This is a genomic window from Anaerovibrio slackiae (assembly GCF_009695585.1).
Lineage (GTDB): Bacteria > Bacillota > Negativicutes > Selenomonadales > Selenomonadaceae > Anaerovibrio > Anaerovibrio slackiae.
The window spans coordinates 49,540-63,316 of record NZ_VUNR01000015.1 but is presented as its reverse complement, the minus strand read 5'-3'; the positions used below and the strand labels follow the sequence as shown (position 1 = coordinate 63,316).

Below are 13,777 nucleotides of genomic sequence, written 5' to 3'. Positions count from 1 at the left end.
CGCATAATCTCTTTGATTATTGTAGCATCAGGAAATCCAATTTCATAGAAAAATATTTAGTTGTAAAAAGAAAAATAAGTTTTGCATACAAGGCGGATATCTTGCTTACAAAACTTATTATACGAGGGAGCAGGAAGATGAGAACAGCAAGATTATCTGACATGAAACGTGGATGGTTTATTGGCGATTTTACACCTAGTTTGTATAAAACAGATGCCTGTGAAGTGGCGGTAAAAAAATATGTAGCAGGAGAACATGAAGCAAAGCATTATCACTTGGCTGCTGAGGAATATACTGTCATCATCAGCGGAGAAGTAAAAATGTTTGGAAATGTGTATAAAGCTGGAGATATCATAATTTGCGAGCGTGGGGATGCGACAGATTTTACTGCTATTACTGATGCTGTAAATGTAGTAGTTAAGATACCCGGAGCAAAAAATGACAAGTACGTAATGGAGGAAGATTGATATGTTGAACATTGTAATTCCAATGGCTGGCAGGGGAAGCCGATTTGCAAATGCAGGATATAAAATGCCGAAACCGTTGATTGATGTTAATGGTAAGCCGATGATTGAGTGGGTGACAGAAAATATTCGCCCGAAGTGTGAGCATCGTTTTATTTATATTTGCCAGCAGGAGCATTTGGAGAAATATAATCTTGCAGATTTGCTCAATAGATTGGCACCTGGATGCCAAATTGTAACAGTGGATCATATTACAGAAGGAGCGGCATGTACCGTTTTGCTGGCAGAAAAATATATCGACAATGATGAACCTATGATGATGGCAAATAGTGACCAATACGTTGATACGGATATTAATGTGTATCTTGCAGAGCAGCAAGGATGTGATGGATTGATTATGACAATGCCGGCTAATCATCCAAAGTGGAGCTACATTCGTTACAACGATGAGGGGTTGGTTACGCTGGTTCGTGAGAAAGAAGTAATTTCTGATGAAGCTACTGTGGGTATTTACAATTATGCACATGGAAAAGATTTTGTAAGATATGCACATCAGATGATAGAAAAAGATATTCGTGTGAATGGCGAATTTTATGTAGCTCCTGTATACAATGAAATGATTGAGGCTGGAAAAAGGATTAGATTTAAGGATGTTGGAGTTAAGATGCATGGCTTGGGAACGCCAGAAGATTTAGAGGCATTTTTGAAAACGGATTTGGCTAAAAGGAAATAATTGAATATGGAAGTTTTTGTGCTAGAACATGCAAAGCAATTGGGGTATCCCAGTGTAAAAAAGATTGCTCCTATTGAGAGCTCATATATAGACGCATACAGAAATCAAGTGGATGTGTTTGTTTCTTTTCGTCCCATAAAAGGGAGTGTACCATTTACGCGAATTAGATATGTTGATGCCTGTAAAAGATTTTTGGATTGTTTTTATGGTGATCGTCTGTTTTATATGATTGCTGAAGATTCTGAGTTTGCACCTTTGATCTTGTGGGATAGTGCTCATTCGATGAATATTGGCGAATCTGTCACTATTATTGGTGATGCATCTTATTATCAAAAGGAGTATTTTGTAAAAAGTTTTCTAATAATGGATAGGAGCGAAGACTATACTACATTTAAAAAGATATCGGAATTACCAGCAGAACAGGATGCGGGCTTAGATGATTGGACATTTGGTATTCCAGTGGGACCAGGGGATGCTACGGCTTTGAACGGTATAGTAAAGCGTATTTTAGAATTAAACTGTACCCACAAAGAAATTATTCTTTGTGGGCGCCCAGGGGATAATTTTAAGTACTGGAATTTTGTAAAGGTGGTAGGTGAGGATATTCCGGCTCCACCTGTTCAGATTTGTCGTAAGAAAAATACAATAGTAAAACATGCTAAATATAATAATCTCTGTATTATACATGACAGGGTTTTTTTGCCAAGGGATTTTATGGAAGGTATGCGACGATATGGTGATTACTTTGGTTTTTTGGGGTTGCAAAGTATTTACTTTGGTGATAGTTGGAATCAGAAATTTGTAAGATATTCGGATTATCATTTTGTGCAATCCTGTGAAATGGTTACTAAAAAAAGTTTTTTAGTAGGAAATAGCAAAAGGGAGATAACGCATCGTTATCGTAGTATTTTTTATAAAAATTCAAGCTTTTTTTATGCTAATGTGAGAAGATATAAAGCTTTTAGTTATTTAACAGGAAGCCTATACATATGTAAAAAACGTGTATGGGAACAATGTCCACAGGATGAAGATTTAGTTTGGGAAGACTATGAAGATGTATTGCAAGGAGATAAAGCATATAGGAAAGGAATAATTTCAACTATAAATCCATATATTTTCTCACAGTCGATATTTGCTCGACAGACTATAGTCGGGTGTGGATATGTAAATTTTGAAAATATTCAAGGCAATGTTAGTAAGAAGTATTATTACTATCCTATAATACATGGCATGTCAAAACCTTATATGAATGGTACAAAAGAGTCTTTTATTAAGAATGTAAAATCATTTTGTGAAAAATATGGTGTGGCAAAATTGCCGGGGGAATTATGTAAAAAGGAGATAAATGCGGCTTCAAGGTTACAGATAATCTATTATTGTATTTTAAAATCTACTATTTCGCTTAATAAAGCGTCTGTATATGATTTTATCGTAGATATTCAAAAAAAATTATTCCAGAGAACTTTTAGTCCTGAAGACATAGAATATTGGTATAAAAGATTTTGCATGTACGATAGCAGAAGGGTAAAAATTGAATTTTTAAAATGGGAATTATTCATGGCAGATTTAACATTAGTTGGAAGAAATTCTGTATTTGCGGACTCCATAAAAGATTATTTCATTTCAAAATCTTTGTGTTGTAAGTTGTTTTCTTTTATTACAGCTCTAAAGCTCAATTTCCAAAATGGTAATTTGTTTTATCATCCAGATGGAGTGCGTGGTTTTTATCGTGAAATATTGGCTAGTACACCGTGGCGTTCTTATGTGGAGGAATGATGAAGAATTACATTATAGAAGAAATGGATTTTGTCTGTCGCAAGGAAGAAGTCTTGTCGTATATAGTAAATAGCAATTTGGATAAAGGCAATGGAGTAAGCATTATAGATGTGACAATGTTTCCTCATTATTTTGAATCCAATAATGTAGATGAATTTAATGGCTCCAATGTTCAAGTTTATTCATTAAGTGGCTGTACAGAAAAGCAAGTCAGTAAAAAAATAGCAAAGTTGCGAAAAAAGATGGTTTTGGGAGAAGAAGAAAAAACAGATAATTTATTTGTATGCTCACCATTTCAGATTGATTTTGTATTTGAAGAATTGCGACGAAATTTGTTTATCCTACCTATAGAGGATACAGATGCGATAATTAGGCATAGCTTAAGATCAATTCGTTGGAAAGGCTTTTTGGTAAAGTCTTATCAAAGATTTATTTTGTTGCGTTTTATGCATCAGATTTTCAATAAAATTCGTTCGACAAAATTGTATATGAGTATATTATTTAATTATATTTTTAGACGGTGAGGTTAATATTTATGAAGAAATTTTTTACTAATATATTTTATAATATCTTACCATCATTTCGTATTGCTATCCAGAATAGGGATGCCTTGGCGTTTGAAATCCAGCAAATATCAGAGTTGAAAACTCAGTTATTGGAAATGAAAGAGCAGTTAGAAAGATATGATAGTCTATATCAAAATATTTTAGGTGATAGCTATCAGTCACCAGAAAAAGAAAATACAGGTACAGAGCAAGCATATATTCAAATGCAAAAGTCTCATTATGATAATAAGAATATTCCTTCTGCTGATATAGTTGGACAATATCAGTGGCATGAAAATTTCCCATATGAGACATTTTTGTTATATGAATATGGAGATGTACGCTATCCAATTTTTGAATCTACTGAAGACAAGAAGGCATTGGATTTTGCTTGTGGACCGGGCAGAATGATTAAACGTATGCAAAAGTGGTTTAAGGAAGTTGATGGCTGTGATATTGCAGAACGATTGCTAGAGGAAGCTCGATGTTATGTTCCAGAGGCAAATCTTTACAAGACTAATGGCAATGATCTAGGTGATGTACCTCAAGAGCATTATGATTATATATACTGCACGATTTCTATGCAGCATATAGCCTCTCACAACATAAGGATGAAGATATTGGAGCAGATGGAGTGTGCTTTGAAGCCTGGAGGAAAAATAGTGTTACAGATGGCATATCATCCTGATTTTCCTTATGTATGGGAGATTGCTAGGCATGTAGTAGATAATAGAGAACTTATAGTTCGTGGAAGATTGAATCAAGCTATGTGGATGGATGATGATTTTGGAGCAAAAGAAACAAATGGTGCACATGATGTTGGCATAGGGAAGCAAGATATTCGCTTAGTTAAGAGCGATATTGAAAGGTATTTTAAGAATTTCAAGTATTGGTTTGCGAATGTAGATGATTATTATGAAAATTTAAAAGGGGAACGTCATGGTAGTTATTGGGCAAGAAGCTGGATATTTATTTATGGCGAAAAAGAAATGTAATAGTTATTGCAAGTTGTGGATATAAATTAGATGTTGATAGTCGGAGGCAGGTGAGAAGTATGGCACGGTTCAGGGATTTGCGTGTAAAAAGCGGCTATTCACAGGAAGAATTTAGAAAGCTGTATAATGAAAAATACAATAGAAACTATACATCGGCTGCAATTTCCATGATTGAGCATGGGAAGCGGATGCCTGAACTTGGGGCATTGATGGATTTTGCGGATTTTTATGGTGTTACCCTGGATTATTTGTTGGGCAGGTCAGTAGAACTGGATAGCCAGCAGATTTCCTCACAGCTTAGCTTTCTAGCAGAAAATCTTGACGATCAAGTGAGGGCAGATACTGATGCAAAGGAAAGCAAGACAGAAAAAGCGGAAAATCTTCAAATGTTAAGATGCCTGCTTCAGCAGTCTGCTGTTCTGGCTAAGCGAATGGAAAAAGAGAATTATTAATATTGAAGTATTGCAATATGGTAGCATAGCAGTATTCGATACATGGCTACCCAGAAATTAGCGAACTTTCAGGCAAAGTCTTGAAGGTTCGCTTTTTTTATTTGTGGACTTATCTTAATGTGGCAGCAGGCTAATATCATAATAGAATGTGAACAGCCCGGTTTCTCGCGAAGCCGGACTGTTTTGTTACCTAGTGTTATAAATTTTGCAGCATGGTGAGATATTTCTTCTGTTCAGTTTTTGTGATCTTCATGCTGTTCATTACTTTTTCAGCAGACCACTGGGTAGTCTGCATCAGATTTTTAATATTAGCCAAGGTGCTTTCCAAAGCACCTTCCAGGCGTCCCTCCAGACGTCCTTCACGTTTGCCCTGATGGTAACCGGCTTGCTCAAATTCGCGTATCTTCATTTCGTATGTCATATAGCTCATCCTTTCAGCTTCGATGTTCTTTTCCAGCTTGATGGCGTTGTCAATTTCTTTAGTAAAAGTGCTGTCAGCTTTCCTGCCGTTCATGTAGCTGAGTATGGGAATCAGTGCCTTGGGTGTGTCCGGCGTGATGCTTCCCTGGCTGGAAATGACGATTTTTGTTGCTTCGTCCGGCAGGAGGATTGACTTGTCCTGCTGGCAGTAGTTCTGGAAGGTGTAGATGCATCGCCTGCCGTCCAGGAATTTGAAGGGGCAGAGGAAGATGATAATGCTATTTTTGAGGGAGATGTAATCTTCCCCGGCTGCCAGGTCATCCACATCAAAGGCTCCCTGATAGAAGCGCATGCGCTTGGCAAGCCGTAAAGAGCTGTAGTAGCCAGTCTGCATCTCAATATCATAGACGGTGTTATTTTCGTCCTCCACATAGAGGTCAAAGCGTATGCCATGCCCCTCGTAGGAGTTCTTGATTTGTTTCTCAGTTTCCTTGAATCTGATTTCCCTGACCTTTACTTGCAGGATAATCTCTAGCAGCTTGATAATAAGCTTCGGGTGCTTGCTGAGAACCAGCTTGAACATGTAGTCATCGGTAAATCCCAGCTCCTCTCAGGATTTAATGACGGGCATATCCTCGTAAACCATAATGTATTCCCCTTTCATTATACCAAAATCCCTTAAAACATGTAGATGAAATTTTGTCAAATCCCCTGTGAAATTCCCTGTAAAGCTTCCTTAATTTTGTGAATCTTTTCATACTGCCGACATTTTGCATTTTATAGCGTATTTGTGAAAATGTAAAGAAAAACTAAAAACATCATGATTAAATGTGGACAGCCCGGCTCCTCGCGAAGCCGGGCTGTTTTTTTACATAGTATTATGAGCATTACATAGCGTTATGAATTTTGCAGCATGGTGAGATATTTCTTCTGTTCAGTTTTCGTGATCTTCATGCTATTCATTACCTTTTCAGCAGACCACTGGGTAGTTTGCATCAGGTTCTTGATATCTTCCAGCCTTCCCAGATGGTAACCAGCCTGCTTAAATTCGCGTATCTTCATTTCGTATGTCATATAGCTCATCCTTTCAGCTTCGATGTTCTTTTCCAGCTTGATGGCGTTGTCAATTTCTTTAGTAAAAGTGCTGTCAGCTTTCCTGCCGTTCATGTAGCTGAGTATGGGAATCAGTGCCTTGGGCGTATCTGCCGTGATGTTTCCCTGGCTGGAAATGACGATTTTTGTTGCTTCGTCCGGCAGGAGGATGGATTTGTCCTGCTGGCAGTAGTTCTGGAAGGTGTAGATGCACCGCCTGCCATCCAGGAATTTGAATGGGCAGAGGAAGATGATAATGCTCTTTTTGAGGGAGATATAATCTTCTCCGGCTGCCAGGTCATCCACATCAAATGCTCCCTGATAGAAGCGCATGCGCTTGGCAAGCCGCAAAGAGCTGTAGTAGCCTGTCTGCATCTCAATATCGTAGACGGTATTGTTTTCGTCCTCTACATAGAGGTCAAAGCGTATGCCATGCCCCTCGTAGGAGTTCTTGATTTGTTTCTCAGTTTCCTTGAATCTGATTTCCCTGACCTTTACTTGCAGGATAATCTCTAACAGCTTGATAATAAGCTTCGGGTGCTTGCTGAGAACCAGCTTGAACATGTAGTCATCGGTAAATCCCAGCTCCTCCCAGGATTTAATGACAGGCATATCCTCATAAACCATAATGCATTCCCCTTTCATTATACCAAAATCCTTTAAAACATGCAGATGAAATTTTGTCAAATCCCCTGTGAAATCTTCTGTAAATCCTCCTTAATGTTGTGAATATTTTTCATACTGCTGATATCTCGCATTTTATAGCGTATTTATGAAAATGTAAAGGGAAAAACTAAAAACATCATAATAGAATGTGAACAGCCCGGCTCCTCGCGAAACCGGGCTGTTTAATTACATATTGTTATAAGTATTACTTAGTGTTATGAATTTTTCAGCATGATGAGATTAATGCACAAACAAATCCTTGTGCATGCCGATGATTTCCCCGATCAGCATCTTGCCCTTTATATCGGCGTGGAGGCCGTCATTGGCCCATTCAGGAGCCAGGATGGTCTTGCTGGCATCGTAGAAGTAGGGCTCCAGGTCGATGTAATAGGGCTGCTGGCGGATAAAGGCGTTGATGGCCTTCATCTTGGCATACCAGTTGGGGTCAGTAGGGGTCTGGAAGGCCAGCATGATATTGGCAGGGTTGATAGGCGGCAGAGTCAGGAAAATAGGGCGTATATCGTTCTGACGGCATTTCTCGCCAATCTGTGCCAAATCAGAGATTACCCTGTCTGCGGAATATGCGTTGGAGCGCAGGCTGTTGGAGCCTGTCATAATCAAAAGGTTTTTCGGCATGATAGGCAGTACATCCCTGTCAAATCTGGCCAGGGTGGTGGTGGAGGTGTCACCGCTGCGGCCCAGGTTGATGCATGGCATGCCGATGTAGGTGGTATAGCTGTACTCAAGATTGGCAGGGGAGAAGGAGACGGCACCGCCCCCGTGGGTAATGCTGTCCCCGAAGGCTGCCAGCTCCGGCCGGGAGAGGTGTGCTTCCACCGTGAAGCTGTCGGTATCTGAATAGGTGCCCACAGTGTTGCCGCTGGCGTCCAGCCCCCTGACGCGCCAATAGTATTTGCCTGCGTAGTAGCGGGCGTATTCGTCATAGCAGCTGAAGGAGCTGTCCACGACTTTTGCCCATGCCCTGTCCTTGGTAGGGGAGGTATCGTTTTCCACGGCAGGCGGCGAGGTCAGGAGCTCCACCTCGTAGCGTGTGGCTCCCAGCATGGGAATCCAGGTAAAGACAGGATAGATAGGCTGGGAGAAGTTCGGCATCCTGTCGAAGTTGTTCAGCAGGGGCTTGTTGGGAGCCGGTTTGCCTGCATCAAGGCAGATTGGCTCTGCGGTGGAAAAAACGCCGATGGGCTCCTTGCGGAGATTCATGGCCCGTACCCGCCAGAAAAGCTGCGGCTGGTTCTGGTATGGCGTCAAATCAATCTGCAAGCCGTTGGTAAACACCTGCCGGGTGGCAGAGAGATGGTTTTTGGCAGACAGCCTGGCAGTGTTTTCCTCATCAGGGGGGCCTGAGAGAAGCTCCAGCTCGTACAGTACCCCGTCCGGCACACTGTGCCAGACCAGATACGGCTTCAGGCTGGCAGGATTGTCCGCAGTGTACTTGAAGATGGGCACAGGGCGGATTGGCTCCTGGTAGTTGGCATTGGGGATGAGTATTTCCCTGCCGGAGACCTTGCCAAAAATGCCATAGGCAGTGATCTTGTAATAGGCAGGTATGGCGGTAGGCGGCACGGTATAGGAATCCTGTACCGTAAATTCGGAGCTTACCCTGGTGAATTCAGGCTCCCCTTCCACCAGGCCGGTGGTCTTGTAATAGGTTTCCACCTGATAGAGGCAGGGATAGGGATAGCGCTGCCAGTGCATGACCGTGCTGCCCTTTTCCTGGGAAAAGCTGGCAGTGACCTGGTAATCCTTCAGCCCCAGCAAATCTGTCTTTTCTGTGAGAAAAATACAAAAAATAGTAAAACAGCATATAATCGTTAAAAATGAAAGAAAGTACGCAATTAATTTCCGCATATTAAATTATCCTCGGGTATTACTAATATATTCAAACCTATTATACATGAAAAACTGCAATAGAACAACAAAGAGGCTTTTCAAATAGCTGAATTATTAGTATAATGTTCAAGATAGATTGAATTTCAGGCTACAGGTCGGTGGAATTTTTTTGAAAAATATTTATGTAAGGAAATGATGGCATGTCATTAAATCAGGATTTTATTGCTGCAGCCAAGGAGCTGCTGGGCGAGGAACAATTTTATGTGAATGAGCCGATGAGCAGGCATACGACCTTTAATATCGGGGGACCGGCGGACTATCTGCTGTTTCCTTCCGATATGGAACAAGTGGCGAAGATATTTGTCCTCCTGAGGGATTTTGATATTCCCCATACCGTGCTGGGCAATGGCTCCAACGTGCTGGTGCTGGACAAGGGTATCAGGGGAGCTGTCATCAAGTTTCATGCGCCTATGAGCTACAAGCAGTGCGACGGCAATAAAATCGTTGCCGGGGCAGGTGCGTATCTGAAGCATGTTTCCCAGTTTGCTGCGGAAAACGGGCTGGCAGGGCTGGAGTTTGCCTGCGGCATTCCGGGCAGCCTGGGGGGCGCAGTCTTCATGAATGCAGGGGCCTATGGCGGCGAGATGAAGAACGTGGTCACCCAGGTGAAGACCGTGGCGCATAATGGCAATATTATTACCTATGAGAAGGATGAGCTGGATTTTGGCTATCGCCATAGCGTCTTCCAGCATAACGGGCAGGCTATCTGCGAGATTACCATGGAGCTTGAGCCGGGGGACAGGGAGGAAATTCAGGCGAAAATGGCTGATTTTACCCAGCGCCGGGAGAGCAAGCAGCCTTTGGAGCTGCCAAGTGCAGGCAGTACCTTCAAGAGGCCTCAGGGATATTTTGCCGGGACGCTGATTGATGAGACGGGGCTGAAGGGACTGCAGGTAGGCGGTGCCCAGATTTCCACCAAGCATGCCGGGTTTGTGGTGAATTCCGGCAACGCTACGGCGGCGGATGTGCTCAGCCTGATTAAAGAGGTGCAGGATAGGGTGTATGCCAAAAACGGTGTCAGGCTTTTCCCTGAGGTGCGGATTATCGGCGAGCAGTAAGCAGCAGGATATTCCATGCAGGCGGCAACGGGCGGTTATCAGCCGGTGACTGACGAAAAAGACAAGCAGGATGGGTGAAGATGGCAAAGGAAATTGAGCGCAAGTTTTTAATCAAAAGGGAGCTGTGGCAGCCGAAGGGCGAGGGCGTCAGCATCCGCCAGGGCTATCTGTCCCTGGAGCCGGAGCGCACGGTGCGGGTACGCCTGAAGGGGGAGCGCGGCTTTCTGACCATCAAGGGGAAAAATCATGGCATTTCCCGTATGGAGATGGAATATGAAATTCCTGCAAAGGAGGCGGCACAGCTCCTGGATGAGCTGTGCCTGAGGCCCCTGGTGGAAAAGACACGCTATACTGAGTCCTATCAGGGGCAGCAGTGGGAGATTGATATTTTTGCCGGGGACAATGCAGGGCTGGCGGTGGCTGAGGCGGAGCTTGAGTCCGAGGCTGCAGAGCTGGTGCTGCCTGACTGGGCAGGGCAGGAGGTATCAGGGGATGCCAGGTACTATAATTCCAGCCTGATACATAATCCCTACAAAAACTGGCAGTCGTGATAAAGTACAGTGGACATAGGTTGCCTGTATAAAAACATTTTTATTTTATTTGGCTCAATGTGTATACGAGATGGAAAAATGTTTCTATACAAAATAATCAATGTAATATTTTTTATTAAATGTTGACAAATTAGTGTTAATGAGTGATAATATACAAAGCTCAATGAAAACTTGTGATAGTTGCCTTGGGCAGATGGTATAGGAGGGGTTTTTCTTAATGAAGCACGTATTATCTGTTCTGGTAAAGAATCAGACCGGTGTGCTGGTTCGGGTGGCAAGCATGTTCTCGCGCCGGGAGTTCAATATTGACAGCCTGGCGGTGGGCGTGACCGAGAACCCTGAGTTTTCCCGTATTACCGTGGTGGTATACGGTGATGAGTATCTGGTTGACCAGATGATGAAGCAGCTGGAGAAGCTTCCTGATGTGGAGGCGGTGCAGCGGCTGGCAGCCGGAGACGCTGTGTATCGCGGCATGACCATGATAAAGGTCAAGGCGGACGATACCAACAGGCTTGACGTGTTAAAAATGGCGGAGCTTTTCCGGGCCCGCGTCATTGATGTGCAGCCTACTACCCTGATTTTTGAGGTTACCGGCGATGATGACAAGGTGACGGCGTTCACCCGTCTCCTGAAGCCGTATGGTATCCTGGAGATTATCAGGACAGGCCTTATCGGCCTGGAGCGGGGCGAGCATACAATACAAGAACATTGTGAGGAGAGAGAGTATTATGGCAAAAATCTTTTATGACCAGGATGTAAATTGGGAAGTTATCAAGGACAAGACCGTTGCTATTATTGGTTATGGTTCCCAGGGACATGCCCATGCGCTGAACCTGAAGGAGAGCGGTCTGAACGTTGTAGTAGGCCTTTATAACGGTTCCAAGTCCAAGGCTGTTGCTGAGAGCAAAGGTCTGAAGGTTCTGCCAGTTGGCGAGGCAACTGCAGCTGCTGACATCATCATGATTCTGATTCCTGATGAGAAGCAGGCTGATGTATATAAGAATGAGATTGCACCAAACCTGACTGCTGGCAAGGCTTTGGCATTTGCACATGGTTTCAACATTCATTTCCAGCAGATTATTCCACCTGCTGATGTAGATGTATTCATGGTTGCTCCGAAGGGCCCTGGTCATCTGGTACGCCGTACTTTCACTCAGGGTGGCGGTGTTCCTGATGTATTTGCAGTATATCAGGATGCTACCGGTCATGCTTTCGAGCTGGCCCTGGCTTATGCCCGCGGTATCGGCGGCACCCGTTCCGGCTGCATTCAGACTACCTTCCGTGAGGAAACTGAGACCGACCTGTTCGGTGAGCAGGCTGTTCTCTGCGGCGGCGTATGCTCCCTGATCAAGAACGGCTTTGAGACTTTGGTAGCTGCAGGTTATCAGCCTGAGATTGCATACTTTGAGTGCTTCCATGAGATGAAGCTCATCGTTGACCTGATGTATGAGGGCGGTATGGCCAAGATGCGCAAGTCCATCTCCAACACTGCTGAGTATGGTGACTATGTATCCGGCCCTCGCGTAGTAGCTGAGCCTAGCCGCAAGGCTATGGAGCAGGTTCTGAAGGAGATTCAGGACGGTACCTTCGCCAACAAGTTCCTCACCGACAACAAGGTTGGCTGGCCGAACTTCTACGCTATGCGCAAGCTGAATGCAGAGCATCAGATTGAGGAAGTAGGCGGCAAGCTGCGCGGCATGATGAGCTGGCTGAAGGATGGCGCTGATTTGTCCAAGGACTAATGTCAGCCCGGTTGCTTTTGACAGGTAAATTAAAATAAAATGAAATAGGCTTATGCCGTGTTTGGCATAAGCCTATTTGTAGCATTAGTGAGAATTATGAGAGGTGTATGTTATGGGTATGAATATGACCGAGAAAATTCTTGCCAGACATGCAGGCCTGGAGTCTGTATCTGCCGGTCAGCTGATTTTCTGCAAGCTGGATATGGTGCTGGCAAATGATGTAACTGCTCCGCCTGCCATCAAGGAGTTTGAGAAGATTGGCAAGCCGGTGTTTGATAATACAAAGATTGCCCTGGTGCCTGATCATTTTACGCCAAACAAGGATATTAAGGCAGCAGGTCTTGCCAAGACTGTCCGGGAGTTTGCCAGGAAGCATCAGATTAAGAATTATTTTGAGATTGGCCGCGTAGGCATCGAGCACGTCATCCTGCCGGAGAAGGGCATTGTAGGCCCTGGCATGCTGACCATCGGCGCTGATTCCCATACCTGCACCTACGGTGCGGTAAACGGCTTTTCTACCGGCGTGGGTTCCACTGACCTGGGTGTGGCTATGGCTACCGGCGAGGCCTGGTTCAAGGTGCCAAAGGCTATCAAGGTTGTCCTGACGGGCAAGAAGCCAAAGTACATCTGTGGCAAGGATGTCATCCTTACCCTGATTGGCATGATCGGCGTGGATGGTGCCCTGTACAAGGCAATTGAGTTTGCCGGTGAGGGCGTGGCGGAGCTGACCATGACTGACCGACTGACCATCAGCAACATGGCCATTGAGGCCGGCGGCAAGAACGGTATCTTCCCGTTTGATGAGATTACCAGGGAGTATGTAGAGGGGCGTGTGCAGCAGCCTTATGAGCCGGTAGCGGCTGATGAGGATGCGGAGTATGAGCAGGTGGTGGAGATTGACCTGTCCAAGCTTACTCCTGTAGTGGCATTCCCGCATCTGCCGGGAAATACCCACCCTGTGTCCGAGATTGGGGAGATTAAGATTGACCAGGTGGTAATCGGTTCCTGCACCAATGGACGCCTTGAGGATTTGCAGCAGGCAGCGGAAATCCTGGCAGGCCATACTGTACATCCTGATGTGCGCTGCATCATTATCCCTGGTTCCCAGCAGGTTTATCTTGATGCCATGAAGGCTGGTTATGTGGAGACCTTTATTAATGCCGGTGCTGCTGTTAGCACCCCTACCTGCGGGCCGTGCCTGGGTGCCCACATGGGTATCATGGCAGCCGGGGAGAAGGCTGTTTCCACCACTAACCGTAATTTCCGCGGCCGCATGGGCCACGTTGATTCCGAGGTTTATCTGGCAGGCCCTTATGTGGCGGCAGCCAGCGCAATTCTCGGCCGTATTGCAGTTCCAGAGGAGGTAAAGTAA

Annotated in this window: 14 protein-coding genes; 11 read left to right on the top strand and 3 right to left on the bottom strand. The window is 44.2% G+C overall.

All coding sequences use genetic code 11. From position 1 onward, the window contains the following. The 6 genes from FYJ84_RS08715 to FYJ84_RS08690 all read left to right on the top strand — a co-directional run. A partial coding sequence (locus tag FYJ84_RS08715) for a hypothetical protein (RefSeq protein ID WP_205764168.1) occupies positions 1-467 on the top strand: 467 nt, incomplete at its 5' end. Between the two features lies 1 nt (position 468). Then, entirely contained in the window at positions 469-1,197 is a 729-nt protein-coding gene (locus FYJ84_RS08710) for a glycosyltransferase family 2 protein (protein WP_154407214.1), read from the top strand. A gap of 6 nt (positions 1,198-1,203) precedes the next feature. Then, a complete protein-coding gene (locus FYJ84_RS08705) occupies positions 1,204-2,973 on the top strand; it encodes a hypothetical protein (protein ID WP_154407213.1) in 1,770 nt (589 codons plus the stop codon). Further along, on the top strand, positions 2,973-3,497 hold the full coding sequence (locus FYJ84_RS08700) for a hypothetical protein (protein WP_205764167.1): 525 nt from the start codon (positions 2,973-2,975) through the stop codon (positions 3,495-3,497). Before FYJ84_RS08705 ends, FYJ84_RS08700 begins: the two co-directional genes overlap by 1 nt. 11 nt (positions 3,498-3,508) lie before the next feature. Continuing rightward, complete coding sequence (locus tag FYJ84_RS08695) at positions 3,509-4,513, top strand: class I SAM-dependent methyltransferase (RefSeq protein ID WP_154407211.1); 1,005 nt, start codon at positions 3,509-3,511, stop codon at positions 4,511-4,513. Positions 4,514-4,572: 59 nt separating this feature from the next. After that, entirely contained in the window at positions 4,573-4,965 is a 393-nt protein-coding gene (locus FYJ84_RS08690) for a helix-turn-helix domain-containing protein (RefSeq protein WP_154407210.1), read from the top strand. Between the two features lie 196 nt (positions 4,966-5,161). Here FYJ84_RS08690 and FYJ84_RS08685 read toward each other — a convergent pair whose 3' ends face one another. From FYJ84_RS08685 to FYJ84_RS08675, 3 genes are all read right to left on the bottom strand, one after another. After that, complete coding sequence (locus tag FYJ84_RS08685; RefSeq protein ID WP_154407209.1) at positions 5,162-5,968, bottom strand: Rpn family recombination-promoting nuclease/putative transposase; 807 nt, start codon at positions 5,966-5,968, stop codon at positions 5,162-5,164. Between the two features lie 314 nt (positions 5,969-6,282). Continuing rightward, positions 6,283-7,104 (bottom strand): Rpn family recombination-promoting nuclease/putative transposase, encoded by an 822-nt coding sequence (locus FYJ84_RS08680; RefSeq protein WP_205764166.1) that lies wholly within the window; start codon positions 7,102-7,104, stop codon positions 6,283-6,285. A gap of 279 nt (positions 7,105-7,383) precedes the next feature. Then, positions 7,384-9,012, bottom strand: a complete 1,629-nt coding sequence (locus tag FYJ84_RS08675; protein ID WP_154407207.1) for an SGNH/GDSL hydrolase family protein — start codon at positions 9,010-9,012, stop codon at positions 7,384-7,386. Positions 9,013-9,194: 182 nt separating this feature from the next. On the opposite strand from FYJ84_RS08675, the gene murB reads away from it, so the two are divergent. The 5 genes from murB (at position 9,195) to leuC (ending at position 13,777) form a co-directional block, all read left to right on the top strand. After that, the gene (murB, locus tag FYJ84_RS08670; protein WP_154407206.1) at positions 9,195-10,112 is read left to right on the top strand and encodes a UDP-N-acetylmuramate dehydrogenase; all 918 of its coding nucleotides are present in this window, start codon (positions 9,195-9,197) and stop codon (positions 10,110-10,112) included. A gap of 80 nt (positions 10,113-10,192) precedes the next feature. Continuing rightward, positions 10,193-10,663, top strand: coding sequence for a CYTH domain-containing protein (locus FYJ84_RS08665; RefSeq protein WP_154407205.1), 471 nt, complete (start codon positions 10,193-10,195; stop codon positions 10,661-10,663). Between the two features lie 217 nt (positions 10,664-10,880). Further along, a complete protein-coding gene (gene ilvN, locus FYJ84_RS08660) occupies positions 10,881-11,411 on the top strand; it encodes an acetolactate synthase small subunit (RefSeq protein WP_154407204.1) in 531 nt (176 codons plus the stop codon). Further along, positions 11,392-12,405, top strand: coding sequence for a ketol-acid reductoisomerase (ilvC, locus tag FYJ84_RS08655; RefSeq protein WP_154407203.1), 1,014 nt, complete (start codon positions 11,392-11,394; stop codon positions 12,403-12,405). Before ilvN ends, ilvC begins: the two co-directional genes overlap by 20 nt. A 112-nt stretch (positions 12,406-12,517) precedes the next feature. Beyond that, positions 12,518-13,777: a 3-isopropylmalate dehydratase large subunit gene (leuC, locus tag FYJ84_RS08650; protein ID WP_154407202.1), complete on the top strand. Its 1,260-nt coding sequence runs from the start codon at positions 12,518-12,520 to the stop codon at positions 13,775-13,777.

Bases quoted from the DNA above. Each gene is read 5' to 3' on its own strand.
- FYJ84_RS08700 (WP_205764167.1), top strand. From the start codon at position 2,973: ATGAAGAATTACATTATAGAAGAAATGGATTTTGTCTGTCGCAAGGAA.
- leuC (WP_154407202.1), top strand. From the start codon at position 12,518: ATGGGTATGAATATGACCGAGAAAATTCTTGCCAGACATGCAGGCCTG.
- murB (WP_154407206.1), top strand. From the start codon at position 9,195: ATGTCATTAAATCAGGATTTTATTGCTGCAGCCAAGGAGCTGCTGGGC.
- FYJ84_RS08710 (WP_154407214.1), top strand. From the start codon at position 469: ATGTTGAACATTGTAATTCCAATGGCTGGCAGGGGAAGCCGATTTGCA.
- FYJ84_RS08680 (WP_205764166.1), bottom strand. From the start codon at position 7,104: ATGGTTTATGAGGATATGCCTGTCATTAAATCCTGGGAGGAGCTGGGA.
- FYJ84_RS08675 (WP_154407207.1), bottom strand. From the start codon at position 9,012: ATGCGGAAATTAATTGCGTACTTTCTTTCATTTTTAACGATTATATGC.
- FYJ84_RS08685 (WP_154407209.1), bottom strand. From the start codon at position 5,968: ATGTTCAAGCTGGTTCTCAGCAAGCACCCGAAGCTTATTATCAAGCTG.
- ilvC (WP_154407203.1), top strand. From the start codon at position 11,392: ATGGCAAAAATCTTTTATGACCAGGATGTAAATTGGGAAGTTATCAAG.
- FYJ84_RS08705 (WP_154407213.1), top strand. From the start codon at position 1,204: ATGGAAGTTTTTGTGCTAGAACATGCAAAGCAATTGGGGTATCCCAGT.
- FYJ84_RS08695 (WP_154407211.1), top strand. From the start codon at position 3,509: ATGAAGAAATTTTTTACTAATATATTTTATAATATCTTACCATCATTT.
- FYJ84_RS08690 (WP_154407210.1), top strand. From the start codon at position 4,573: ATGGCACGGTTCAGGGATTTGCGTGTAAAAAGCGGCTATTCACAGGAA.
- ilvN (WP_154407204.1), top strand. From the start codon at position 10,881: ATGAAGCACGTATTATCTGTTCTGGTAAAGAATCAGACCGGTGTGCTG.
- FYJ84_RS08665 (WP_154407205.1), top strand. From the start codon at position 10,193: ATGGCAAAGGAAATTGAGCGCAAGTTTTTAATCAAAAGGGAGCTGTGG.